24 protein-coding genes and 1 tRNA gene are annotated in these 24,423 nt (G+C 72.5%); 17 read left to right on the top strand and 8 right to left on the bottom strand.

All coding sequences use genetic code 11. The features are described from left to right. Window positions 1-8: 8 nt before the first annotated feature. The 6 genes from GA0070606_RS03570 (at window position 9) to GA0070606_RS03545 (ending at window position 6,694) form a co-directional block, all read left to right on the top strand. Window positions 9-950, top strand: a complete 942-nt coding sequence (locus GA0070606_RS03570) for a carbohydrate ABC transporter permease (protein WP_091095043.1) — start codon at window positions 9-11, stop codon at window positions 948-950. After that, window positions 950-1,768: a carbohydrate ABC transporter permease gene (locus tag GA0070606_RS03565; RefSeq protein ID WP_091095041.1), complete on the top strand. Its 819-nt coding sequence runs from the start codon at window positions 950-952 to the stop codon at window positions 1,766-1,768. The genes GA0070606_RS03570 and GA0070606_RS03565 overlap by 1 nt, the downstream gene beginning before the upstream one ends. Beyond that, a complete protein-coding gene (locus GA0070606_RS03560; protein WP_091095039.1) occupies window positions 1,765-4,143 on the top strand; it encodes a beta-xylosidase/alpha-l-arabinosidase in 2,379 nt (792 codons plus the stop codon). The genes GA0070606_RS03565 and GA0070606_RS03560 overlap by 4 nt, the downstream gene beginning before the upstream one ends. A gap of 3 nt (window positions 4,144-4,146) precedes the next feature. Next, the gene (locus GA0070606_RS03555; RefSeq protein ID WP_091095037.1) at window positions 4,147-5,142 is read left to right on the top strand and encodes an acetylxylan esterase; all 996 of its coding nucleotides are present in this window, start codon (window positions 4,147-4,149) and stop codon (window positions 5,140-5,142) included. A 79-nt stretch (window positions 5,143-5,221) separates the two neighbouring features. After that, window positions 5,222-6,058: a M15 family metallopeptidase gene (locus tag GA0070606_RS03550; RefSeq protein ID WP_091107220.1), complete on the top strand. Its 837-nt coding sequence runs from the start codon at window positions 5,222-5,224 to the stop codon at window positions 6,056-6,058. 129 nt (window positions 6,059-6,187) lie between these two features. Then, window positions 6,188-6,694 (top strand): DinB family protein, encoded by a 507-nt coding sequence (locus tag GA0070606_RS03545; protein WP_091095036.1) that lies wholly within the window; start codon window positions 6,188-6,190, stop codon window positions 6,692-6,694. A gap of 54 nt (window positions 6,695-6,748) precedes the next feature. Here GA0070606_RS03545 and GA0070606_RS03540 read toward each other — a convergent pair whose 3' ends face one another. From GA0070606_RS03540 to GA0070606_RS03520, 5 genes are all read right to left on the bottom strand, one after another. Continuing rightward, the gene (locus GA0070606_RS03540) at window positions 6,749-7,531 is read right to left on the bottom strand and encodes an alpha/beta hydrolase (protein WP_091095035.1); all 783 of its coding nucleotides are present in this window, start codon (window positions 7,529-7,531) and stop codon (window positions 6,749-6,751) included. A 22-nt stretch (window positions 7,532-7,553) separates the two neighbouring features. Then, entirely contained in the window at window positions 7,554-8,744 is a 1,191-nt protein-coding gene (locus GA0070606_RS03535; RefSeq protein ID WP_218105970.1) for a spore photoproduct lyase family protein, read from the bottom strand. A gap of 84 nt (window positions 8,745-8,828) precedes the next feature. After that, on the bottom strand, window positions 8,829-9,203 hold the full coding sequence (locus GA0070606_RS03530; protein ID WP_091095034.1) for a DUF4180 domain-containing protein: 375 nt from the start codon (window positions 9,201-9,203) through the stop codon (window positions 8,829-8,831). Next, window positions 9,196-9,648 (bottom strand): helix-turn-helix domain-containing protein, encoded by a 453-nt coding sequence (locus GA0070606_RS03525; RefSeq protein ID WP_245724554.1) that lies wholly within the window; start codon window positions 9,646-9,648, stop codon window positions 9,196-9,198. Before GA0070606_RS03525 ends, GA0070606_RS03530 begins: the two co-directional genes overlap by 8 nt. 94 nt (window positions 9,649-9,742) lie before the next feature. After that, window positions 9,743-10,342, bottom strand: coding sequence for a DUF6058 family natural product biosynthesis protein (locus tag GA0070606_RS03520; protein ID WP_091095032.1), 600 nt, complete (start codon window positions 10,340-10,342; stop codon window positions 9,743-9,745). A 517-nt stretch (window positions 10,343-10,859) separates the two neighbouring features. Here GA0070606_RS03520 and GA0070606_RS03515 point away from each other — a divergent pair. The 4 genes from GA0070606_RS03515 (at window position 10,860) to GA0070606_RS03500 (ending at window position 14,421) form a co-directional block, all read left to right on the top strand. Then, entirely contained in the window at window positions 10,860-12,059 is a 1,200-nt protein-coding gene (locus tag GA0070606_RS03515; RefSeq protein ID WP_091095031.1) for an RtcB family protein, read from the top strand. Window positions 12,060-12,251: 192 nt separating this feature from the next. Next, window positions 12,252-12,941, top strand: a complete 690-nt coding sequence (locus GA0070606_RS03510; RefSeq protein WP_176737228.1) for a DUF998 domain-containing protein — start codon at window positions 12,252-12,254, stop codon at window positions 12,939-12,941. A 181-nt stretch (window positions 12,942-13,122) separates the two neighbouring features. Beyond that, a tRNA-Gln gene (locus tag GA0070606_RS03505) sits at window positions 13,123-13,194 on the top strand. Between the two features lie 132 nt (window positions 13,195-13,326). Beyond that, a complete protein-coding gene (locus tag GA0070606_RS03500) occupies window positions 13,327-14,421 on the top strand; it encodes a cellulose binding domain-containing protein (protein WP_091095030.1) in 1,095 nt (364 codons plus the stop codon). A gap of 389 nt (window positions 14,422-14,810) precedes the next feature. On the opposite strand, the gene GA0070606_RS03495 is transcribed toward GA0070606_RS03500, so the two are convergent. After that, window positions 14,811-15,656, bottom strand: a complete 846-nt coding sequence (locus GA0070606_RS03495) for a TetR/AcrR family transcriptional regulator (protein WP_091095029.1) — start codon at window positions 15,654-15,656, stop codon at window positions 14,811-14,813. A gap of 69 nt (window positions 15,657-15,725) precedes the next feature. Here GA0070606_RS03495 and GA0070606_RS03490 point away from each other — a divergent pair, with 69 nt between their 5' ends. From GA0070606_RS03490 to GA0070606_RS03480, 3 genes are all read left to right on the top strand, one after another. Further along, window positions 15,726-17,462, top strand: a complete 1,737-nt coding sequence (locus tag GA0070606_RS03490) for a right-handed parallel beta-helix repeat-containing protein (RefSeq protein ID WP_091095028.1) — start codon at window positions 15,726-15,728, stop codon at window positions 17,460-17,462. Window positions 17,463-18,170: 708 nt separating this feature from the next. Continuing rightward, on the top strand, window positions 18,171-19,361 hold the full coding sequence (locus GA0070606_RS03485) for a Cmx/CmrA family chloramphenicol efflux MFS transporter (protein WP_091095027.1): 1,191 nt from the start codon (window positions 18,171-18,173) through the stop codon (window positions 19,359-19,361). 104 nt (window positions 19,362-19,465) lie between these two features. Continuing rightward, window positions 19,466-20,065: a hypothetical protein gene (locus GA0070606_RS03480; RefSeq protein ID WP_091095026.1), complete on the top strand. Its 600-nt coding sequence runs from the start codon at window positions 19,466-19,468 to the stop codon at window positions 20,063-20,065. Between the two features lie 200 nt (window positions 20,066-20,265). Here the strand turns inward: GA0070606_RS03480 and GA0070606_RS03475 are convergent, their stop codons facing one another. Continuing rightward, window positions 20,266-20,841: a flavoprotein gene (locus tag GA0070606_RS03475; protein WP_091095025.1), complete on the bottom strand. Its 576-nt coding sequence runs from the start codon at window positions 20,839-20,841 to the stop codon at window positions 20,266-20,268. Further along, complete coding sequence (locus tag GA0070606_RS03470) at window positions 20,838-22,184, bottom strand: hypothetical protein (RefSeq protein WP_091095024.1); 1,347 nt, start codon at window positions 22,182-22,184, stop codon at window positions 20,838-20,840. The genes GA0070606_RS03475 and GA0070606_RS03470 overlap by 4 nt, the downstream gene beginning before the upstream one ends. A gap of 416 nt (window positions 22,185-22,600) precedes the next feature. On the opposite strand from GA0070606_RS03470, the gene amcA (GA0070606_RS33840) reads away from it, so the two are divergent. From amcA (GA0070606_RS33840) to amcA (GA0070606_RS03455), 4 genes are read left to right on the top strand one after another with little or no spacing between them, the layout of a single operon-like run. Further along, on the top strand, window positions 22,601-22,765 hold the full coding sequence (gene amcA, locus GA0070606_RS33840; protein WP_342672161.1) for a multiple cyclophane-containing RiPP AmcA: 165 nt from the start codon (window positions 22,601-22,603) through the stop codon (window positions 22,763-22,765). Then, complete coding sequence (locus GA0070606_RS03465) at window positions 22,762-23,109, top strand: hypothetical protein (protein ID WP_176737227.1); 348 nt, start codon at window positions 22,762-22,764, stop codon at window positions 23,107-23,109. Before amcA (GA0070606_RS33840) ends, GA0070606_RS03465 begins: the two co-directional genes overlap by 4 nt. Further along, the gene (amcB, locus tag GA0070606_RS03460) at window positions 23,106-24,242 is read left to right on the top strand and encodes a cyclophane-forming radical SAM peptide maturase AmcB (protein ID WP_091095023.1); all 1,137 of its coding nucleotides are present in this window, start codon (window positions 23,106-23,108) and stop codon (window positions 24,240-24,242) included. The genes GA0070606_RS03465 and amcB overlap by 4 nt, the downstream gene beginning before the upstream one ends. Beyond that, the gene (amcA, locus tag GA0070606_RS03455; protein ID WP_091095022.1) at window positions 24,239-24,421 is read left to right on the top strand and encodes a multiple cyclophane-containing RiPP AmcA; all 183 of its coding nucleotides are present in this window, start codon (window positions 24,239-24,241) and stop codon (window positions 24,419-24,421) included. The genes amcB and amcA (GA0070606_RS03455) overlap by 4 nt, the downstream gene beginning before the upstream one ends. The last annotated feature ends 2 nt before the right edge of the window (window positions 24,422-24,423 follow it).

Genomic DNA, 24,423 nt, shown 5'->3' with positions numbered 1-24,423 from the left:
GCGCCGCCATGTCCACCACCACCCTCGCCGCCCCCGCCGTGCCGGAGCAGCGACGGGCCCGACGACGCCCGGGCGGCCCCACGGTCAGCCGCCCGGGCTTCGCCTGGGCCCTGCCCGCGACGCTGTTCTTCGGGCTCTTCGCGCTCGTCCCGCTGGTCCTCGTGGTCGTGCTCAGCTTCACCAGCTGGGCGGGCCTCGGCTCGGCGGAGTTCGTCGGGCTGGACAACTGGCAGCGGCTCGCCCGCGACCCCATCATGATCAACAGCCTGTGGCTGAGCGTCCTGCTCACCGCCCTCGGCGTGCTGGTGCAGACCCCGCTGAGCCTGCTGATCGGGGTGTGGGCAGCCGGGCGGCAGCGCAACCGCGCGGTGCTGTCCGCGATCTTCTTCCTGCCGCTGCTGCTGTCGGCCACCGCCGTGTCGGTGCTGTGGCGGGCGCTGCTCGACCCGAACTTCGGGGTGCCCGGGCACGCCCGCTGGCTGTTCGGCGACGGCAACCTGTTCGGCAGCCGCACCGGCGCGATCGCCGTGCTGGTCTTCGTCGCGAGCTGGCAGTTCATCCCGTTCCACACCCTGATCTACCAGGGTGCCGCCCGCGCGGTCCCGCAGGTGCTCTACCAGGCCGCCGAGGTCGACGGGGCCGGCCGCTGGGGCCAGTTCCGCCACGTCACCCTGCCGCAGCTGCGCAACGCCATGATCACCTCGGTCGTCCTCATGGTCGTCGGCGGGCTGACCACCTTCGACACCGTCCTGATCCTCACCCAGGGCGGGCCGGGCACCGACACCACCATCACCGCCTACTACATGTACGAGCAGGCGTTCCGCGGCTTCGACTTCGGCGCCGCCGCGGCCATCGCGCTGCTCCTCGTCGTCGTCGCCACCGTCATCTCGCTGATCGTGGTGCGGGTCTCCGGCTACGACAAGATGCGCAGCACCATGGAGGGCCTGTGATGCGGCACCGTCCGAACTGGTTCGCCGGGCTCGGGGCGCTGCTCTGGCTGCTCCTGATCGGCCTGCCGATCTACGTCATGGTCGCGGTCTCCGTGCAGACCCGCGAGGGGTACGGCAGCAACGGCCCGCTCGCCCTGCCCGACACCTTCACGCTGGACAACTACACCGGCGCCTTCGACCAGGGCTTCGGCCGGTACCTCCTCAACACCCTGGTGGTCACCGCGAGCGTGGTGGCCCTCGTGCTGCTGCTCGTGCCGCCGCTGGCGTACGCGATCGTGCGCAGCCGCAGCCGGCTCACCTCGCAGGTGTTCCGGCTGTTCCTGCTCGGCCTGGCCGTCCCCGCGCAGGCGGTCATCGTGCCGATCTTCTACCTGATCAGCAAGGCGGGCCTCTACGACAACCTGCTCGGCGTCATCCTGCCCACCGCCGCGTTCTCCCTGCCGGTCTGCGCGCTGATCCTCAGCGGCGTCATGCGGGACATCACCGGCGACCTGTACGAGGCGATGGCCATCGACGGCGCCTCGCCCGGGCGGGTCTTCCTGCAACTGGTGCTGCCGCTGTCGCGGGGCGGGATCGCCACCGTCGCCGTCTTCTCCGCCCTCCAGGCGTGGAACGGCTTCCTGTTCCCGCTCATCCTGACCCAGTCCGACAGCACCAAGGTCATCACGCTGGGCCTCTACAACTTCCAGACGCAGTACGGGATCGACATCCCCGGCCTGCTGGCCGCGGTCGTGCTGTCGATGGTGCCCGTCCTGCTCGTCTATCTGTTCGCCCGACGGGCCCTGGTGCAGGGGCTGATGGGCGTGGGAGGAAAGTGACCGACAACGTGACCCTCGACATCCAACCCGACGCCGCCATGTGGAACGACCCGGCCCTGGACGTCGCGACCCGCGTCGACGCCCTGGTCGCCGCCATGACCCTGCCCGAGAAGATCGCGCAGCTCTACGGCGTGTGGGTCGGCGCGTCGGCCGACGGCGGCGAGGTGGCGCCGTACCAGCACGAGATGGAGGAGCCCGTCGACCTGGACGCGCTGCTCGACGACGGCCTCGGCCAGTTGACCCGCCCGTTCGGCACCGCCCCGGTCGACCCCGCGCTGGGCGCGCTGTCCCTGCTGCGCACCCAGCAGCGCATCGCCGCCGCCAACCGGTTCGGCATCCCGGCGATCGCGCACGAGGAGTGCCTGGCCGGCTTCGCCGCCTGGGGCGCCACCGCGTACCCGGTGCCGCTGTCCTGGGGCGCCACCTTCGACCCGGGCCTGATCCGCAGGATGGCCGCCGCCATCGGCGCCGACCTGCGCCGCGTCGGGGTGCACCAGGGGCTCGCGCCGGTGCTCGACGTGGTGCGCGACGCGAGATGGGGACGCGTCGAGGAGGCCATCGGCGAGGACCCCTACCTGGTCGGCACGATCGCCACGGCGTACGTGCGGGGCCTGGAGTCCGAGGGCGTCGTCGCCACCCTCAAGCACTTCGCCGGCTACTCGGCCTCCCGCGCCGGCCGCAACCTCGCGCCCGTGTCGATGGGCCTCCGGGAGCGGGCCGACGTCATCCTCCCGCCGTTCGAGATGGCGGTGCGCGAGAGCGGCGTACGGTCGGTGATGAGCGCCTACACCGACATCGACGGCGTCCCGTCCGCCGCCGACGAGGAACTGCAGACCGGGCTGCTCCGCGAGACCTGGGGATTCACCGGCACGGTGGTGGCCGACTACTTCGGCATCGCCTTCCTGCGCACCCTGCACGGGGTGGCCGGCAGTTGGCAGGAGGCCGCCGCCGCCGCACTCGTCGCCGGGGTCGACGTCGAGCTGCCCACCGTGAAGACGTTCGGCGCGCCGCTGCGCGAGGCCCTCGCCGCCGGCCTGGTGCCGGAGTCGCTCGTCGACCGGGCCGTGCGCCGGGTGCTGACGCAGAAGGCCCAGCTCGGCCTGCTCGACCCCGGATGGAGCCCGGTGCCGGCGGCCCTGGCCGGGGCGGACCTGGCCGACCCGGACGCGCTGCGCGGCACCGTCGACCTGGACCCGCCGGCCAACCGGGCCCTCGCCCGCGAGGTCGCCGAGCAGGCCGTCGTGCTGCTGGCCAACGACGGCACCCTGCCGCTGGCCCGACCGGCCCGGATCGCGCTCGTCGGACCGCAGGCGGAGAGCCCCACGGCGGTGCTGGGCTGCTACTCGTTCCCCGCCCACGTCGGACCGCGCCACCCGGAGGTGCCCGTCGGCATCGCGCTGCCGACGCTGGCGGACGCGCTGCGGGCCGAGTTCCCCGACAGCACCGTCGTCACGGTGACCGGCGTGCCGGTCGACGGCACCGACACCTCGGGCCTGCCGGCGGCCGTCGAGGCGGCCCGCGACGCGGACGTGGTGGTCGCGGCGCTCGGCGACCGGGCCGGACTCTTCGGCCGGGGCACCAGCGGCGAGGGCTGCGACGCGGAGTCGCTGGCCCTGCCCGGCGCGCAGCAGCACCTGCTCGACGCGCTGCTGGACACCGGCACCCCGGTGGTGGTGACGCTGCTGGCCGGGCGGCCGTACGCGCTGGGCCGGGCCGTCGACGAGGCGGCGGCGGTCGTGCAGTCGTTCTTCCCCGGCGAGGAGGGCACCCCGGCGATCGCGGGCGTGCTCAGCGGCCGCGTCGAACCCCAGGGGCGGCTGCCGGTCAGCGTTCCCCGCCGGCCCGGGGGCGGGCCGAGCACCTACCTGGCGCCGCGCCTCGGCCAGGCCACCGACGTCTCCAACGTCGACCCGACGCCGGCGTACGGCTTCGGCCACGGCCTCGGCTACACCACCTTCGACTGGTCGGAGCTGGTGGTCGACGAGCCGTACGCCGCGACCGACGGGGAGCTGCGGCTGCGCTTCACGCTGCGCAACACCGGCTCCCGGTGGGGCAGCGAGGTCGTGCAGGTGTACGCCCACGACCCGGTGGCGTCGGTCGTCCAGCCGGTGCAGCGGCTGATCGGCTACCACCGGGTGCCGCTGGACGCGGGCGCGGCCTGCCGGGTCGACGTGGCCGTGCCGGCGGACCTGTTCTCGTTCACGGGCCGCGACGGGCGGCGGGTCGTCGAGGCGGGCGAGCTGGAGCTGCGCCTCTCCGCGTCGAGCACCGACCACCGGCTGGTCGCGGCCGTCGAGCTGCGCGGCCCCGCCCGACACGTCGACCACACCCGCAGCCTGCACCCCCGGTTCACCGTCACGTCCCGGCACGGGTGAGCGGTGGCGCTCACCGACCTGCCCGAGGACCAGCTGCGGGCGTACCGCGGCGGGGTGCGGGAGCCGGCGGACTTCGACCGGTTCTGGGCGGAGACCCTCGCCGAGTCCCGGTCCTGCGGGTGGCCGGTGCGCGCCGAGCCGGTCGACGTCGGGCTGGCCACGATCGACGTCCTCGACGTCACCTTTCCCGGGTTCGCGGGGCAGCCGGTGCGGGCGTGGCTGCGGCTGCCCCGCGCCGGGCGGCGGCCCCTGCCCACGGTCGTCCAGTACGCCGGCTACGGCGGCGGCCGGGGCCATCCGCTGGAGAACCTGCTGTGGGCGTCGGCCGGCTTCGCGCACCTGCAGATGGACACCCGGGGTCAGGGGGCCGGCTGGAGCCGGGGCGACACCCCCGACCCGGCCGCCGCCGGGCCGGAGGCGCCCGGGGTGACGACCCGGGGCGTGGAGGACCCGCGCACGTACTACTACCGGCGGTTCCTCACCGACGCCGTCCGGGCGGTGGACGCGGCCGGCGAGTTGCCGGGGGTCGACCCGACGCGGATCGCCGTGCTCGGGCACAGCCAGGGCGGCGCGGCCGCGCTCGCCGTCGCCGCGTTGGTGCCCGACCTGCGGGCCGTCGTGGCCGGCGTGCCCTTCCTGTGCGACATCCCGCGCGCGGTGGCCGTCACCGACACCCGTCCCTACCGGGAGATCCGCGACTACCTGGCCGTGCACCGGGACGCCGAGGACCGGGTGTTCGCCACCCTGGCGTACGTCGACGGGGTGAACCTCGCCCGGCGGTGCCGGCCACCGGCCCGCTTCTCCGTGGCGCTGATGGACGAGATCGTCCCGCCGTCGACGGTCTTCGCCGCCGTCAACGCCTGCGCGGGGCCGTCGGAGCTGTCCGTCTGGCGCTACAACGGCCACGAGGCCGGCGGGATCGACGACGACGAGGCGGCGCTGCGGTTCCTGCGCGTACACCTGTCGCCGGAGCCGGGGCCCGACGGGCCCGGGCCCTGATAGACAGGGGGGCGTGGGAAACGCGGGGGTGAGCGGCCGGCGCAGGGGCGGCACGGCCGCCCGGGTCGTCGCGGCGGCCGTGGCGGTCGCGGCGCTGGCGTCGGCCTGCGGGCGGCCGGGGCCGCCGCCCGCGCCCTCTCCGCCGCCCTCGCCCTCCCCGCCGGCGGCGCCGTCGGTGTCGGTGTCGGCGACCCCGACGGCGGCCGGGGCGCCGCGCCTGCCGGGCTTCGTGGTCCTCACCGACGTCGACTCCCGGATCCGCACCGACATCCGGTACGCCGGCGCGCACAACTTCGTCGGTCGCCCGGTCGCCGGTTACCCCGAACCGCTCTGCCTGCTCAGCCGGCAGGCCGCCGAGGCGCTGCGCCGGGTGCAGGACGCCGCGCTCGCCCGGGGCCGCAGTCTGAAGGTGTACGACTGCTACCGCCCCCGGCGCGCCGCCGACGACTTCGTCGCCTGGTCGAAGCAGCCCGGCGAGCAGCGGATGAAGGCGGAGTTCTATCCCCGGGTGGCGAAGTCGAAGCTGTTCGACGAGGGGTACGTCGGCGCCCCCACCGCGCACAGCCGGGGCAGCACCGTCGACGTGACCCTGGTCGACGTGCCGACCCCCGCCCAGGCCCCGTACGCCCCGGGCCAGCCGCTGGTGTCGTGCACCGCCCCGCGGGGGCAGCGCTTCGGCGACAACAGCGTCGACATGGGCACCGGCTTCGACTGCTTCGACCCGCTGGCGCACACCGACTCGCCCCGGATCACCGGCGTGGCGCGGGACAACCGCAGGCTGCTGCGGCAGTTGATGACCGACGCCGGCTTCGTCAACTACGACCGCGAGTGGTGGCACTACCGCTACCGCGACGAACCCTGGCCGGACACGTACTTCGACGCGCCGGTGGCCCGGTCGTCGGTGACGGCCGGCTGACCGGGCGGCCGGTGGGGGTAAGGCGCGCGGCGCGGCCGTCCGGCATGATCAGCTCTGGAGGGTGCCGTGGCGCGGAGCCGGACCGGGCATCCCGGCGGCCGCCGCGCCGCCGGACGAGGGGAGAGGGCAGTGACCATCGAACGCGTCGGACCGCCGTTGACCGGGAGCGAGCGCGAGACGCTGCGCGCCTTCCTCGACTACCACCGGGCCACCCTCGCCATGAAGTGCGAGGGGCTGTCCGACGAGGACCTGCGCCGGCAGTCCATGCCGCCGTCCACCCTCACCCTGCTCGGCCTCGTGCGGCACATGGCGGAGGTCGAGCGCACCTGGTTCCGCCGGGTCATCAACGGCGAGGACATCCCGCTGGTCTGGTCGGACGCCGGCGACTACCAGGTGGCGTACGACGCCAGCGGCGCCACCCGGTCCGAGGCGTTCGACGCCTGGCAGCGGGAGGTCGAGCACTCCCGCCGCATCGAGCGGGAGGCCGAGTCGCTCGACGTGACCGGCCACAACGCCAGGTGGGGCGAGGACGTGTCGCTGCGGCTGGTGATGCTGCACCTGATCCACGAGTACGCGCGGCACAACGGCCACGCCGACTTCCTCCGCGAGGGCATCGACGGCACCGTCGGCGCCTGAGCGGGCAGCCCACGCCCCGGGCGCGTCGGGCACGTCGGTCTCCGGTCGCGCGGCTCAGGCGTCGGCGCGCAGCGGCAGCCAGGCCAGCACGTCCTGGATCTTCGCGTCCCAGTACGCCCAGTCGTGCGTGCCGGGGGAGAAGTCCACGGTGAGCGGGACGCCCCGCTCGCGGGCCGCCTCGACGAAGGTCAGGTTGTCCTCGTACAGGAAGTCCTCGGTGCCGCAGGCGACGTAGAGCGCGGGCTGGTCGGCGCCCGCCACCTTGTCGAGCAGGGCGAGGGTGTCGTCGTCGCTGCCGGTGACCGCGCGTGCGCCGAAGACGGTGTGCCAGACGGCGGCGTCGAGGGGCGCGGTCGGGTGGTGGTGGCGGGCGGCCACGTCGAGCGCGCCGGAGAGGCTGGCCGCGGCGGCGAACCGGCCGGGGTCGCGCAGCGCCCACTTCACCGCACCGTAGCCGCCCATCGAGAGCCCGGCGACGAAGGTGTCCTCCCGCCGCGTCGACAGCCGGAAGAACTGGTGGCACACCCGGGGCAGTTCGTCGCTGAGGAAGGTCCAGTACCGGTTGCCGTGCTCCTCGTCGGTGTAGAAGCTGCGCGCCACCTGGGGCATCACCACGGCCAGCCCGAGCGGCGCGACGTACCGCTCGATCGAGGTGCGACGCAGCCAGATCGTGTCGTCGTCGGAGAGGCCGTGCAGCAGGTAGAGCACGGGCGGGTCGCCCCGCCGGGCGCTGCCGGCAAGGCCGATCTGCGAGGAGGTCCGCTGGGGCAGGATCACGGTCATCGAGGTGCTGAGACCGAGCACCTCGGAGTGGAAGTCGACGCGCATCAGGGCCACGGTCGTCGACCGTAGCCCATGCTCAGGTCCAGTAGAGGACGCGGCAGGCGGGCAGCCGATCTGCCAGCTCGCGGTCGAACCAGGAGCGCAGCTCGGTCATGGTGTCGCGCGGGTAGACGTACTTGACCGCGCCGAACCTGCCGTACTTGCGGCTGCGGGTGGACTCGTCCATCTCCAGCCGGGTGCGCGGATACCAGCCGAGCAGCACCTCCCTGCTGCCGGGCGTGAACCGGTGGGTGATCAGCTCGGCGGTCAGGTCGAGCTCCGGCACCCCGGCGACGGCGCCCGCCACGGCGTCGAGCAGCTCGCCGTAGTGCTCCCGCCAGCCGGGCAGCGGCATGATCGGCGCGACGGTCAGGCCCACCGGGTAGCCGTCGAGGGCGAGCCGGCGCAGCGCCGCCAGCCGGTGCGCCACCGTGGCCGTGCCGCCCTCCATCCGTTCGCTGACCGGGCGGCAGTTGACGCTGAACCGGACGCGGGTGCGGCCGGCGTGCGGCAGCCCCACGAACGTGTCGACGTCGGCGTACTTGGTGGTCCACCGCAGCTGCACCGGGGCGTCCCAGCCGGCGAAGTGCTCCACGGCCCGCCGCCAGCTGCCGGTGAGGTGTTCCAGGGCCAGCGGGTCGGTGTAGCAGGACGCCTCGAAGGTGGTGCCCTCGGCCGCCCGGTCGGCGTCCCGGCTGGTCACCGTGCCCCGTCCGGCGTAGTCGGCCAGGCCGGCGAGGATGTCGTCCAGGTCGGCGTACACGCGGGTGACCGGCGGGCCGGAGAGCGAGCCGGCGAGGTAGCAGTACTGGCAGTGGGCCGGGCAGCCCTCCGCCAGGTCGAACCGCCAGTCGGCGCTGGGCGCGATGGGTTGCAGCTTCCGGCGCGACGGCGGGCTGACCACGATCGCCATGGTCGCCTTGGCCCGGGCGTACGTCTCGCGTTCGGTCTCCCCGCGCACGCCGGTCAGCCGGTTGGCGCGCAGCCGCTCGACCTCGATGCCGAGGGCCTCGACCCGGTCGGCGATCCGTCGGCCGTGCGGCTGCTCCAGGGCCGCCGGCGTGGCCACCACCCGGCGCGGCGTCCACCGCCGCGCCGGGCGCGCGGCGGGGGCCAACCCGGCCAGGTCGCGGGTCGGCACGCGCTCGCCGCTGGCGTCGTGCGGCGCGGGCGGTACGTCGACGGCGAGCGGCTCGTCGACGTCCACCGGCTCGGCCTCCGGCCTCATCCGCGCCGGTTACCCGCTGCGCCGGCCGGCAACCTCGGGCGTGGTCATCCGCGACCACGCCCGATCGACCGCCGGGCCGGTCGGTCACCGGGTCGCGGCCGCCGCCAGCCGGGCGTCGAGCGCGTCGAGGTCCGGGACGAACCACACGTGGTCCGCCTTGTTCGACTCCTCGACGAGGGCGCGCAGGGCGGCGCTGGCCGCCAGGTGTGCGGAGATGTCCCCGACGACGACCAGGCGCAGCCGGTAGTTGACGAACTTCTGCATCACGTCGCCGGCGAAGCGGGTGCCGAGGGAGAAGAACGACGCGTCCAGCCGGGCCGCCGGCACGGCCACCGCGTGGGCGCCGAGGAAGGCCGCGCCGACCAGGTCCAGCGCGTCCTGCTCGGTGGCGATCGGGGGCCCGGCCGGGTCGCACAGCAGCACCGGCACCCCGGCCCGCTCCTGGATCACGTCAGACACCGTCCACCTCCCGGCCGAGCAGGCCGTTGTCGCCGTCGAGCACCGCGTCGAGCAGACGCAGCACCTCGGCGGTGGCGGCGGCGCCGCCCAGTATCACGATCTTCATGCGGTGCCGCTCCTCGTCGTGGACGGTCTGGATGCGCAGTGGCTGCCCGGTGTCGCGGTCGGTGCCCGCCCCGGCCAGGGCGAGCGTGCCGAGGCGGTCGGCCGCGGCGCGGTCGACGCCGTCGATCTGCACGATGCTCGACACCTCCACCGCCGAGGTGGTGGGACGGGCCGGCCGCGGTCGCCCGGTCAGCGCGTCCAGGTCGGCGCGGGCGATCCGGTACTGCTTGCCGATCCGCACCGCCCGCAGCCGGCCGGCGCGGATGTAGCCCCGGACGGTGCGCACGTGCAGGCCGAGCCGTTCGGCCACCTGCTCGACGGAGTACATTTCCTCACTCATCGCTCCCTAACCTAGGTCGGATGGGTAGCGATAGAGAAGTTCCCGTGACGCGGGTCATGATCGTGGCGAAACCCCAGTTCGCCCGGGCCCGCCGTCAGACGAGCCGGCGCAGCCGGGCCCGCACCGCGTCGATGAAGGTGTCCCGGGAGGTCGGGCCGCCGAAGCGCAGCCGGTCGTACGCGGTGAACGCCGGTTCCAGCGTGTCCAGCTCGTCGACCAGGGCGGGCAGCCGCGCCGCCGCGTCGCCGCCGGGCAGGTCGGCGTCGAGGTCCGCCAGCGCCGCCCGGATCGCCGCCACCAGGTCGTCCTTGCGGCGGATCGTGGCCGGGCTGACCGACCGCAGGCAGACGTACCGGCCACTCAGGTAGGCGTCCCACTCCGCCGCTCCGACGCCCGGATCCGCCCAGTGGTCGGTGAACCACGCCTCCAGCCCGTTGGTCCCGCCGGCCGCGTCGGCGAGCGCGAAGAAATCCGCGGGCACCATCTCCGCGCCGTCGGAGCGCAGGTAGCCCGGCAGTGGCAGCCGCCGGTCGAGCATCAGCCGGCGTACGTCGTCCGCGTCGCACCCGCGCGCGGCGCACAGCTCGTCGAGCACCACGAACTGCTCGCTGACGTACGCGTCGTCCGCCGCCGTCATCGGGTGATCGCCGTTGACCTGCCGGAACCGCTCGGCCACGGACCGCTTGAGCTGCATTTGGACCCCTCCCTCTCGCCTTCGGGCCGGAACGGTAGCTGCGGGACGGTGCGGCGCCGACCGAAACGTTCGGCCAATATCCATTGCGACCACGGTCCGACGCGCCTACCGTCGTCGGCGCAAGGTCAACCGATCGCCCCAGGGAGTACGCCGTGTCGCAGCGCGCCCGCACCGACGCCAGGTGGCTCATGCCAAGCGGCGGTGCCTCGCTGTTCACAGGCGAGCGGGTCCTCGGCCGCTGCCGCTCCGAGCAGGGCCGGCAGCCAGGGTGGCGGCGCGACTAGCGCCAGCGCGCACGCGCGGCCGCCCACCCCGTCGGGGTCCGGGCGGCTTTTTCGTCCGAACGGACCGACTTCCCCCGCCGCACCCGTCGACCAGCACCCGACGGGCCGGCCGCGCGCTGGGCGCGGAGAGGCCGTGCAGGTCGCTCTCGCCGGGTTCGATTCCCGGGCGGCCGTCGAACCTCCCCGGTCCCACCGCGACGGTGGCGACCAGCCGACGACACGAGGAGACGACGATGAGTTACACCCCGCTCGCGGGCACCCGCGCGCCGGTCCGGGTCTGGACCGATCCGTACGCCATCGAGCCGCAGGCCGCCCGGCAGCTGCGCAACATCGGCGCGCTTCCGTGGGTGGAGGGCGTCGCGGTCATGCCCGACGTGCACTTCGGCAAGGGCGCCACGGTCGGCTCGGTCATCGCGATGCGCCAGGCCGTCTCGCCGGCCGCGGTCGGCGTCGACATCGGCTGCGGCATGTCGGCGGTGCGCACCTCGCTGACCGCCGCCGACCTCCCGGACGACCTGGCCGGGCTGCGCTCGGCGATCGAGGCGACCATCCCGGTCGGGTTCAACCAGCGGGAGAAGCCGGTCGACCCGCGCCGGATCCGGGGCCTGGAGCAGTCCGGCTGGGACGACTTCTGGGGCCGGTTCGCCGGCCTCGACCGGCGGGTGGCGCAACTGGAGACGCGGGCCCAGCGGCAGCTCGGCACGCTCGGCGGCGGCAACCACTTCATCGAGGTCTGCCTGGAACAGGGCGGCGCGGACGCGGGACGGGTGTGGCTGATGCTGCACTCCGGCTCCCGCAACATCGGCAAGGAACTGGCGGAGCGGCACATCTCCGTCGCCCGGCGGCTGCCGCACAACGCCGACCTGCCCGACCGCGACCTCGCGGTGTTCCTCGCCGGGACGCCGGAGATGGACGCCTACCGCCGGGACCTGTGGTGGGCGCAGGAGTACGCGCGGCGCAACCGGGCGGTCATGCTCGCCCTGCTCTGCGAGGTGGTGCGCGGGCAGTTCCCCGAGGTGCGCTACGACGAGCCGATCTCGTGCCACCACAACTACGTGGCGGAGGAGAGCTACGGCGGCGTCGACGTGCTGGTGACCCGCAAGGGCGCGATCCGGGCCGGCCGGGGGGACCTGGGCATCATCCCGGGGTCGATGGGCACCGGGTCGTACATCGTGCGGGGCAAGGGGAACACCGACGCGTACTGCTCCGCCTCGCACGGGGCGGGGCGGCGGATGTCGCGGGCGCAGGCGAAGCGCACGTACACCACCGACGACCTGGCCGCGCAGACCGCCGGGGTGGAGTGCCGCAAGGACGCCGGGGTGGTCGACGAGATCCCCGGCGCGTACAAGGACATCACCGAGGTGATGTCGCAGCAGGAGGACCTGGTCGAGGTGGTGGCGCACCTCAAGCAGGTCGTCTGCGTGAAGGGTTGACCGTCGACCGGCGCCCGTGGAGGGGCGGGCGCCGGTCGTACGCCCCGGTGGAGGTTCCTGGCACCTGAACACGTCGGCCTTTTCGTTGAATCCAGGTCAACGGTCCTGCTTTGATCTTGGCTTGATCGACGCCGTCGGCCCTCGAAAACTGGAGGTCATCACCGCTTCACCCTCCACGATGGGAACCCACGCATGAACATCACCAACACGGTCGAGCCGGTCGCGCCGACGGGGGCGCGACTCCGGACCACCAGCACTCGCACCCGTCCGACGCACCGGGTACTGATGGGCTGCGGTGTCGCTGCGGGCCCGCTGTTCCTGGCAGTGGGCGTGGTCCAGGGTCTGACCCGCGAGGGCTTCGACTTCACCCGCAACGCCATCAGCCAGCTCAGCCTCGGAGACTGGGGCTGGATCCAAGTGATCAATTTCGTCGTCGCCGGAACGCTGATCATCGTCGGCGCGACCGGCCTGCGGCGAGCGCTGCGGGACGGGCCGGGCGCCACCTGGGCGCCCCGGCTGGTCACCGTGTTCGGCGCCTCGTTCCTGGTCAGCGCGGTGTTCGCCGCCGACCCCGGCGCCGGGTTCCCCGTCGGCACCCCCGACGGTCCGACCACCGCTCTCAGCACCAACGGCGCCGTCCACATGGTCGGCGGCATGATCGGCTACCTGGCGTTGTGCGCGGCGTTCATCGCGCTCGCGCGTCCCTTCTCCGCCCAGGGCCGGCGTGGCTGGGCGCTGGCCTCCCGCATCGTTCCGGTGGTCGTCATCGCCGGTTTCGTCGGTTCGTCGGCAAGCGTCCTGCTCTTCTTCACGGGAGCGGCCGTGGGCCTGGTCTGGCTCTCCGCGACGATCGCCAGGCTCGCCACAACGACGTCGAACTGACGGTTTCGGCCGACGTCCCGACTGTCGAGCGGGCGAGCCCCGCCCCGGAAAGTGTTGCGACAACTGACGTGATCTTCGATGACCCGGTCATCGAAGATCACGTCGGTGCCTGAGGTGCCGAGGAGCAGGTTCGAATCCTGGTCGGGGCACGGTCCGTCGCCGCGTCGCGGGACGGAACCCTTGCGAGCTGGTGCAATCGGCAGCACACCCGCCTCTGGAGCGGGCGATGGAGGTTCGAGTCCTCCGCTCGCAGCGAGGCCACGACCGTCGCCGGCGCGGACGACGGCGGCAGGGGCGGGCATCGGCCGCGCGCCGGCTCCGGCGGCTGTGGACCGTACGGCGGCCCCGGCCTGCGGTCCCGCCCCCGGGACCGTAGAGTCTCGCCGTGATCGAGATCGGCACGCAGGTCGACCTGTTCCACCCGGCGAACCGGGTGTGGCGCGCATTGACGGACCGCGAGTTGCTCGCCCGGTGGTTCACCGAGGTCGAATTGATGGACGGGACGCGTAACCGGCTGCTGCTGTACACGGCGGGGCTGCCCGGCTTCGACGCCGCGGTGGACGCGGAGCTGACCGAACGGCGGGAGCCGGAGCTGATCGCGTTGCGCTGCCTCGAGGGCGGCCGGCGCAGCCGGCTGACCTGTTCCCTGGAGCCCACCGCCGAGGGCAGCCGGCTTTCGGTCCGCGAGGTGCTGGAGCACGGCAGCTGGACCGACGAGCAGCGGGAACAGCGCGAGGAGTGCTACCGGCAGGCCATCGCGGGACGACTGCCCGCGATCCTCGACTGGCTCGCCTTCCGACAGGTGGACCTCAACCGTGGTGAGGTCGGCATGACGGCGGAGCTGCCGGTCACCGAGGCGCCCGTAGAGCCGGCCGCCGGCCGCCGCGGCCGGCCGCTGCTGGTCGCCGGCCTGGCCGCCGCCGTGCTGGCGGCGGGGGCGACGGTGTGGGCCGCGCTGCCCGACGGCCCGGACCGTACCGCCGCCCCGGTCCCGGCCCCGGCCGCCACCCCGGCGCCGACGGCGGCGGCCACGTCGAGCGCCTCGGCCCGACCGACCTCCTCCGCGCGGCCCACGCGGACCGCCACCCCGGCCGCCACCCGCCCGAGTCGCACCCCCACGGCAACGGCGAAACCCTCGGCCACGGCCAGCTCGCTCGCGCCGTCCGCCCCCGCCGTGACCGCCCGCTACGGGACCGCCTCCACCCGGCTCTTCGGCTTCACCGGGGAGGTGGTGGTCGACAACGCGGGCGGGACGGCCGTCAAGGGCTGGACGGTGGTCGTCACGCTGGCCGACGGCGGCACGGTCGACGACGCGAGTGGGGCCGACTGGCGGCAGGACGGGCAGAAGGTCACCTTCACCGGGCCGCCCGTGCCCGCAGGGGGATCGCGCACTTTCACGTTCGAGGTCAGCGACGCCGACGTACGCACCAAGGCGCCCGAGAGCTGCACGGTGGGCGACGCCCCGTGCGCCGGCCTGTAGGGGCGGGCGGATCACCTGTGCACGGCCGCGCGCCGACGGCGACCCGTGCGCCGGCCGGTGACGGCGCAAGCCCACCAGCCGGCCGCGCGTGTCCACGGTGTCCGGCCGGGCGGGCGTGACCAACAGGGCTGCGCGACGAGCGCGACTGCCCCGCACCACCGCGACGGGCACCTGGTCGCACTTCTTCCGTACGCTGCGTCGGCCGGCACGCCGACCGCAGGGAGGGCTGGCGGCGTGGCGTAGGAGACCACGGCTTCAGCACGTCGCGCAGCCGCTCGCCGGCCGGTCAGCCTGGCCCGCATGCCATCGAGCCCTGAGGCGTCCAGGGCGAGGGCAGCCCCACTACCAGTCAGGACTCCGACTCCATCAGGTGCGGCTCGAGTCCTGATCTAACGGCGCTGGCGATAGGCGCGTTGGCGGCAAGCCTGTGAGCAGTATGTTCGCGGGCGTCCGGCAGGGGCCCGCTCCATCGGGCTGCCACAGCTCCGACATGTTTCGTGACGGATTTCGTCACGGCGTCGCTGAACAAGGGCTTCGACGCCGTCGAGCACGGTGCGCAGCCCGAACTCGAACGCGTCCTCCGGCTCGTCGAATCCGCCGGCCTCCCACAGCGAGGACAGCGTCGGGTAGCGGTCGAGGCGGGCGTACAGCGCGTCGTGGGCGCCCCACCAGTCCTGGTCGGACACGCCGCTGTGCCGTTCCGTCCGCGCCGCATCCACCAGGCGTGCGGCCTCGGCATCGACGAACCGGCCGACGACCCCGACGACGGCGACGACCTCGGCCGGCGCGAGGCCGGTGTCGGCGACCGCGCTGAGCAGGTGCTCGTAGTGGGCCACGCCGTTGGGGCCGGGCACGTGCCGCGTGCCGCGCACCTCGGCCAGCCAGGGGTGTCGCCGGCGCACCTGCCAGCCCTCCCGGGCCAGCGCGGCCAGCCGTTCCCGCCACCCGCCGGCCGGGAGAGCCGCATCGGCGAGCTGCCCGAGGACGGCGTCACGCATCAGGTCGATCAGCTGGTCTCGGCTGGGCACGTGGCGGTAGAGGGACATGCTGGTGAAGCCGAGCCGCTCGCCGACCTTGCGCATGGACAGCCCTTCGAGTCCCTCGGCGTCGGCCACCGCGACGGCCGCCCGCACGATGCGGTCCAGGGTCAGCCCCGGCCGGGGCGGTGGCGGCTCCTCGTCCCGCCACAGCAGCTCGATCGCGACGTTGGGGTCGCCGGCTTTCCCGCTTGCCATTCGCACGCTCCTCAGTTTACGGTGGCAGTCTTGTTTATGGCATAAACCTCAAGAACGGATCTGCATGCCATGATTGAGTTTCATGTTGCCCTCTCGGGCGACGACGCCTGGCCCGGCACCGTTGAACGACCGTTCGCCACGATAGCCCGGGCACGTGACGCGGCCAGGGCGGTCCACGGCGCCGTCGTGGTCCTGCTCCGAGCCGGCACCTATGTGCTGACCGAGCCGCTGGAACTGACCGCGGTCGACTCCGGAACCACCTTCCAGGCCTACGGCTACGGCACCGACGACCAGGAAGAGGTCGTCGTCAGCGGCGGCCGCGAGATCACCGGTTGGCGCGTCGAGGACGGCGTCTGGCTGGGCGAGGTGGGCGAGCTGAACACCCGCCAGTTACACGTCAACGGCCGCCGAGCCGAACGCGCCGGCGTCGACGGCCTGCCGGGCGTCGTCACGACAACACCGACCGGGTATGTCGTCGACGCCCTGGCCTGGCACAGCCCGGCCGACGTCGAGTTCGTCTACCGGGGCGTCTACCCCTGGACCGAGGCCCGCTGCCCCGTCGCCACGGTAACCGGCAGTGGCCCGGTCACCATCACCATGGTTCAACCCGCCTTCGGCTGGGCCAACGACCTGTACAACTCCTCGTACGAAGGGCAGACCTCCCGCGGGCCGGGCCTTCCCACCCGGCTGGAGAACGACGCCTCGTTCCTCACCGAGCCCGGCACCTTCGTCCTGGACCGCTCCCGACCCGGCCGTCACCTGCTGCGCTACCTGCCGCGCGAGGGCGAGCATCCGCGACACACCACGGCGATCGTCCCGGTCCTGGACACGCTGCTGCGAGCCAGCGGCACCGCCGAGGTCAGCTTCCGCGGTCTGACGTTCGCCGACGCGACCTGGCTCCGGCCCGGCAGCGAGCGGGGGTTCCTGCACTACCATGGCAACGGCTTCTACGAGGGCGGCCAGGTCGACCAGATCCCGTTCGGCGAAGGCTCGTGGGTCATGGTTCCGGCTGAGTCATCCGCGATTCCGGCCTGCGTCCAGTTCAACGACTGCACCCACGTAGAGGTCGAAGGATGCCGCTTCACTCGGCTGGGCGCGGTCGGCCTCGGATTCGCGGGTGGCTCGGAGCTGACGGTCCGGGGTTGTGGCTTCGACACGCTGTCGACCTCGGCCGTCACCGTCACCGACGCCAGCAGGGCCCTGATCGAAGACAACCGGGTCCTCCGCGTCGGACTGGAGTACGCCGGCTCACCCGGCATCGCCGTCACGGGCACCCGCGGCTGCACCGTCGCACACAACGAGGTCACCGATGTGCCGCACTGCGGCATCGTCGCCGGGCCGGGTGAGGGCACCCGAATCCTGCACAACCGTATCGTCCGCACCATGGGCGTGCTGGCCGACGGCGGCGGCATCTACCTGGCAGGACCGCAGGGCACGTCGGCCGACGACGGCGCGGTGATCCGAGGCAACGTCGTCGTCGACACCCGTACGCCGTACAACTTCGGGCTCTACACCGACTACGGCGCGGCCTGGGTCACGGTCGAGGACAACGTCGTCCTCCGCGCGGACAACACCGCCGTCCTGACCGTCTCGCCGCCGCTGGAACATGTCGTCTACCGCAACAACTTCTGGGACGCCGACCCCCTGGGCGCCGCGGACCCGCCGGCCGGCGTGACCTACGAGGGCAACACCACACTCGCCGACGAGGCAGAACTTGACGCCGCGACGTCAAGCCTGCAGGCGAAGGCCGGACCCCGCAGGACGACACCCGTGCACGACCCAGCCCCATCGGATGGGTGGTCTTGAGGCCAGCGTCGACCCAGGTCCTGGTCAGCGTGGGGCGCGCGGCTCCGGCTTGGTCGAGCAGGGCGATGCCGAGGGCGTCGTCGCTGGCGCTGGCGCGGCCACGACGGCGGCCGGGAGCTGGCCGAGCGTGTCGGTGACGACGCCCCGTCTGCGGTGTCTGGTCGCGCAACCTGGCCAGTACCAGCAGGAGCGCGGCCGGCTGATGAAGCGGGTCGCACCGGGCGATGACGCAGATCCAGTCCCGGTAGCGGGGCGCCGAGACGAATCGATGAGCAGACCCTAGGGCTGTTTCACAAGACCGTGCCCGGCTGCGCCGGACCCGGGCGACGACCGTCGGCGTTGTCGGTTCGTCCGGATACGACACCGGTATCCGGACGAACCTCCGCCTTGCCGGACGCCGCCTGTGCCTCGGCTCGCTCGGGTGAGCCTCATGAAACGGGCCCTGGTTGCGGCAGTCACGGGCCGGCGATTCGCGTCCCGGGCGAAAACCGGTTGCGTGACAACCGGGGGGCTCGACTAGCGTCTGCGCCATGTCGAGCCCTGAGGCATCCAGGGTGGGGGCTTTCGGTCACGCCGTCAGCCCCCTGAACTCCTGAGCTCATAGTCCGCGTCCCCGCAGCTCGGCTGCGTGGACGCTACGCGCGCACCCTCGGGCGCTGGCCGCGGTGACGAGACGTCTCCCCGTTCTCTTTCACCTCGGAGCCCTCGATGCCCCTACCGCTCTACCTGCTTGCCGTGGCGGTCTTCGCCATGGGCACCTCGGAATTCATGCTCGCCGGTCTCGTGCCGGACATCGCCGCGGACCTTGACGTGTCGGTCGGAGACGCAGGGCTCCTGACCTCGGCTTTCGCCGTCGGCATGATCGTCGGCGCGCCGCTGGTGGCCGCGCTGGCGCGCCGGTGGCCCGCCCGGGCCGGCCTGCTCACCTTCGTCCTGGTGTTCGCCGTGGCCCACGTCGTGGGCGCCCGCACGGCGAGTTTCGCGGTTCTGCTCGTCACCCGGGTGGTCGCCGCCCTGGCCAACGCGGGTTTCCTGGCCGTGGCACTGAGTACGGCGGCCACGCTCGTCGCGCCTGATCGGAAGGGGCGGGCTCTGGCGGTGCTGCTTTCCGGTACGACGGTGGCCACCGTCGCGGGAGTTCCCGGCGGCGCCGTGCTCGGCACGGTGCTCGGCTGGCGGGCAACCTTCTGGGTGATCGCCCTGCTCTGCCTTCCCGCGGCCTTCGGCGTCGTGAGGGGCGTGCCGGCCCGGGGCGGAACGGTCCCTCGGGACGCTCCGGCCGGCCCGTCGCTCCGGGGCGAGATCGCTCAGCTCGCGATGCCCAGGCTGGCCCTGGTGATGCTGCTCGGTGCACTGGTCAACGCCGCCACCTTCGCCACCTTCACCTTCCTGGCGCCGATCGTCACGGACACGGCCGGCCTGGCCGAGCTGTGGGTCCCGGTGGCGCTGGTGCTCTTCGGCGTCGGGTCCTTCGTCGGCCTCACCCTGGCGGGACGGCTCTCCGATCAGCGCCCCGGCGTCGTGATCGCGGTCGGGGGCCCGTTGCTGTTGCTCGGCTGGGTCGCGCTGGCGACCTCGGCTGCCCGACCGGCGGCGCTCCTGCTCCTGGTGTTCACGCAGGGCACGCTGTCCTTCGCGCTGGGCGGCACCCTGATCGCCAGGGTGCTCCACGAGGCGGCGGGTGCTCCCACCATGGGCGGGTCGTACGCGACCGCGGCGCTGAACACCGGCGCTGCCGGGGGCCCCGTCGTCGCGGCAGCGACCCTGGGAGCCGACGCCGGCGGTGTCGGCCCCGTGTGGGTCAGCGTTGTCCTGGTCGCGGTCGCCCTGCTCGTCGCGCTGCCGCTGCGGCGGGCCGTCGCGCCCCGCGCCGGCCGGGCGGCTCGACGACCCGCGTGAACGGGCCCTACGGATCGCCCCTGACCGGCCCCAACGGCGCCGGCAGTGGCTCTGCCCCTTCTCAGGCGCGGCATCCCGTCGATTCATCCGGGAAGATCCTCGCCATGGATGTCCCCGAGCTTCTCTGTCGAGCTGCGTGCCATGTGCCCGTGGTCGCGAAGGGTGAGGCCGGCACGACGGTGGCCGATGCGAACGAGTACCTCGGCCATGATGAGTGGGAGATCGCCCTCGACCTCCTCGTGGAACTTGGGGACGCGTACAGCTCCGAGATCGCCTTCTGGGATCTGCTCGCGGAGGCTGCCCGGATGATGTGGCTTCCCTGGACCGAGCGGTGGTGTCACTGGCGCCGCGCTGAAGTCGTTCACGGAGTGGTTCGCGCCGACCTTCAGCTCGTCGATCCGGACGTCGCTGGCGGCAGGCGAACTCCCATTCCCGGCGACGGGCGTCTCCGTCCGTTGTGGGACATCGGCGACGTGACGGCGGCGGGCGACCCTGACCTGTACGTCGCGCGGCTTTGGGTCGAGTCTCAGCCGGATCTTCAACCCGGCGGAAGAGCGGTGGTCCGCTTGGCTCCGTTGAGCCCGCAACGGTGGCGGCGTCTGGCGGCAGGCGACGTGATCACGATGCACGAACAGATGCCGGTGGTCGCGACCGCAACCATCATCGAGGCGGTGCTTCCCGTTGGCGATGATCGCAAGGCATGACGGAGGGGGACGCGGCCAACTGATGGATGACCTGATCCGCGGCCCGCTGCGACCGCAGATTGCAGTGAGCACCAGAGAGATGATGTATCGGTACTGGCCATGATCAGGTCTGGAGGCTGCCCGGTGCCGCCCACCCCCCGCCGATTGGCGGGCCTTGCGGTCTGAAACTGCCTCCTGCCTCCGCGTGGACCCAAGCTGGATCAGCCCGGATCGGTGCTGCTGACCGGCGCGTCGCTAGCCATCAGGGTCGCTGCCTCGAACGCCGCTGTCCACGGAAAGGCCCGCTGGCGGCTGTTGCCGCTGCCGGGGGGGTGCGGCTCCCATCCGTCCGCGGTCCCGAGGATGACCCGTACACGCTCGTCGCGGAGATTCGCCACGGCGCGCTGGAAAGGCGCGCGGTTGGCCAGGGCGGCGTTGACGAACGGGACGACCACGGTAGGCACCTGCCGGCCGATCAGCTCTGCGATCGTCGTCATCGCGTAGTTGTCGGCGATGCCGAGGGCGATCTTGTTTATGGAGTTGTAGGTGGCGGGGGCGATGATGAGTGCGTCCGTGGCAGGGAGGGAGCGGCGGATGCCGGGGGACGACCGGTAGGTGGATCGGACCGGGTGCCCGGTCAGCCGCTCTATCGCTGCCGCGTCGATGAAGTCGAGGGCGCTGGGGGTGGCGGTGACCGCCGTTGTCCACGACTGCTGCGTCGCAGTGGTGACCAGTTGTGTCACGTCTGCGGCGGGCCCGGCAGCGCAGACGACGATCTGCAGGTGGCCGTTGGTCATACGCGGATCCCGGCGTGCTGGGCGAAGTCGAGGACCGTGTTGCGAACGTGCCCCCGGGTAAGGATTGCCAGGTCGCTGGCGATGCGTTGAACCGCTGGCCGGTACCGGATCTCCTCTGGTGCCACCTGATAGGCGCCGCGTAGAGCGTCCAGGCCGTGCTCGTAGCGTCCCCACTGCGTGTAGGCGCGGGCCACGTCAACGAATAGGGATGCCTTGCGTTCGGCGAGGCCGATCTTGTCCAGCGTTACCTGGCGAGCGAGAGCGATGGCGGTGCCGGCGTCGCCCAGGGTCAGCGCGATGTTGACGCGGTGCAGCAGGACGTTGGTGGTGCCGAATCCGGTCCACCGGTCGTTGCCGTCGTAGCCGAGTCGTCCGGCGGCATGGGCGGCTTCGTCGAGCATGGCTTGTGCGCTGTCTCGGTCCTCGTAGCGGGCGGCGGCGATGGCACCGCGCAGCAGCAGGGCGCCGTAGACGGCGACCGCGTCGGTCGAGGCGAGACGGGTGCTGCGCTGGAGGGTTTCGGCCGTGTCTTCGGCGAGCTGCCGTGCCTGTGCCGTGTGGCCGTTGCTCATCAGGGCGTGGGTCATGATCCGGGCGCTCGCGGCCATCGCCACCGGGTCCTGACTGATCGCAGCGGCGCGGGTGCTGCGTTCGGCGGCGACCAAGGCCATGCCCTTGTCACCGACCTTCAGTAATACGCTGCCGACGACGTGGTAGAGGTCGCCGGCCAAGGCGTCGAGCTGCGCTAGCTGCTCGCCTTCGGTGTTCGCGCGAGTCGGTTCCAGGGCGGGCAACAATGTCGCCAGTCGGGCGAGAACCTGCTCGTACCGGCACGCCTGGTAGTCGATCTTCGCGGCGGCGACGTCTCGAGCGAACTGCCGAAGCGGTAGAGCGACCGGCTCGGTGCCGCGAGACGATGGTGCGACCAGTGCGTTGAGCAGGGTCGCGACGCTCGGCACGGCGATGCCGCTGATCGTCACGCCTGCCAGGAGATCTCTGCGCCGCACGTCGCCGTCCGAGTCGATGTCGTGAGTACCGCCTGCGCCAGTATGGACGTGCGTGGCGGTGACCGGCAGCGGCGCGGGATCCGCAAGTGCACCGCTGGTACCTGCTCTCACCAGTGCTTCGAAGCGCTCGCGGACGTCCGGGGTGGCTCGCGCCAGCACCGTGTCCAAGGCGGCTTGCATGTCGGCGCGCAGGTGGACCTTGTCGCCCTGGCTGCTCCACTTGGCGACCGTCCGCCGAGCGGCACCGAGGTGTTCGGCGAAGCCGGTGACGCTCATCCGCAACGCCTGGCGCAGGGCGTTTGCTTCCCGGCCGGTCCAGGTCGTCACCGCAGCCATCGCACGTCCTCTCGCTGGGGACAGTTGTCGGCCGGACGATCGTAACGGCACTTGGCGTGCTGGCAGGTGCACCGTGAGTGCACCGACAGGACATCCCCGTCACCGCGCTCACCGGGCGAACCTGATTGTGCTGGGCGCCGCTCCTCACGAGTAGGCGGCCAGCACGCAATCGCAGCCTCACGCCAGGGAGCTCGGCATGAACGACGAAATTCCCACAAGGCAAGGGTGTCTGCCGGCGCGTCGGACACCAACTTGTGACGCTCTCTCAGACGTGGGGAATAGGCCCCGCCTGCGTACTGCCATGAGGGCTGCGGGGGTGGGTGACCGGCGGTCTGCTCCCAGCCGCCGTGGTGTAGCGGTGGGCTGGCCCTTCCCCCGGCGAGCCCACCGCCCACCGTCTCGGATGGGGCGACGGCATGACGGTCTATGTCTCGCAGAACGCGATGGCCGACCATCCCCGGCGACCCGAGCCCGGGCATGCGACGTCGCAGGGGCAGGCGCCGACGGCTGATCCTCCGCTGTTCACCCACGTTTGGCGTCGGCTGTTCGAGCAGAAGGCCCGTGAGGGCGGCCGGCGGTGACCGGGCAGCAGCGCCCCCTCTCGGCGCAGCGGATCGCGCCGGTCGCGGTGGGGCACCGGCCGTTGCGCCCGCTGTGGCTGTGCCGCCGCTGCGGGCAGCCGTGGCCGTGCGGCGCAGCGAGGCTAGCTCTGGTGGCGGAGTACCAGGACTGTCCGGTGAGCTTGTTCATCTACCTGGCCGGCTGCCTGCATGACGCCATCGACGATCTGCACCGGCTCAACCCCAGCGAGACGGGTAGCGCCGCTGACATCTTCGACCGGTTCCTCGGCTGGCCCGCCCGGCACACCCGCGCCTACCGCGTCACCCCGGCCAGGGCCTCTGGGATCGAGGAGGCGACGTCGTGAACGGCATCGGCGTCATCAACAAGACAGGGTGCCCGGCGGTCGCCGGTGCCTTCCACACCCTGGTCGTGCAGCCGACCAGCTTCTGCAACCTCGACTGCACGTACTGTTACCTGCCCGACCGCAGGTCCCGCCGCCTGATGAGCACGGCGGTCGCGCAGGCGTGCGTCGAGTCGATCGCGCAGCAGAACAGCAGCCATCCCGTGAGCGTCGTGTGGCACGGCGGCGAACCCACCGCCACACCCCTCGACGTGTTCCGAGACCTGCTGACCCCGTTCGAGGAGCTACGGCGGTCAGGGAAGGTGCGTCACGAAATCCAGACGAACGCCACGCTCATCAACCGGCGGTGGTGCGAGTTATTCGCCGCCTACGGGTTCGACATCGGAGTCAGCATCGACGGGCCAGGCCGCCTCAACCGCAACCGCCTCGACCGGGCCGGCAACCCGACGGACACCCGGACACTGCGCGGAATACAGACCTTGGCCGACGCCGGTCTGCCGTATTCGGTGATCTGCGTCGTCACGCCGGAAACCATCGACTGCGCGGACGCGCTCGTCGAATTCTTCGCCGGCCTGCCCGGCTGCCAGTCGGTGGGGTTCAACATAGAGGAGCAGGAGGGCGCTGGACGCGCACCGGTGTCGGAGGAGGCCGCGTACCGGTTCTGGCGGCGTCTCGTCCAACGCCGCGCCGACGGCAGTCCGCTGCGGATCCGTGACCTGGACCGGCTGGCCGATCACCTCGCCGCCGCCCGCGCCGGGCATGTCGACTACGCCCCCTACGAGCCGATCCCCACTGTCTCCTGGGACGGGCAGGTGGTGTTGCTGTCGCCGGAGTTGCTCGGCATCCGCGACCCGCGCTACGGCGACTTCATCGCCGGGAACGTGCTCGACGAGCCGATCAGTGCCATGCTTGCCCGCGCCGGCGACCTGGCGTACGTCGCCGAATTCGTGACCGCCCTCAACGACTGCGCCGACCACTGCGACTTCTACGCCTTCTGCCGTGGCGCCCAGGCCGGCAACCGCTACTTCGAGCACCACACCTTCACCGCTCGCGAGACCACCTACTGTCGCACCAGCAGGCAAGCCCTCGTCCGTGCCGCCGCGGACCACCTCACCCTTCAAGGAGGAACATCATGACCAGCGCCTTGGCGGCCCTCGTCGACGCCGCACCCGAGCAACTCGCCCGGCTCGGCGTCGACCCGGACCGGTCGATCGCGTCGATCGACGCGGCGAAGTTCGACAACCGACCCACCTGGGACAACCGGGGGAAGTTCGACAGCCGGCCCGGCTGGGACAACTGGAACAAGAGGAAGTAGCC

Source organism: Micromonospora citrea, from assembly GCF_900090315.1.
In the GTDB taxonomy this organism is placed as follows: Bacteria; Actinomycetota; Actinomycetes; order Mycobacteriales; family Micromonosporaceae; genus Micromonospora; species Micromonospora citrea.
The sequence above is the reverse complement of the archived record's forward strand: the minus strand, read 5'-3'. Positions and strand labels throughout refer to the sequence as shown.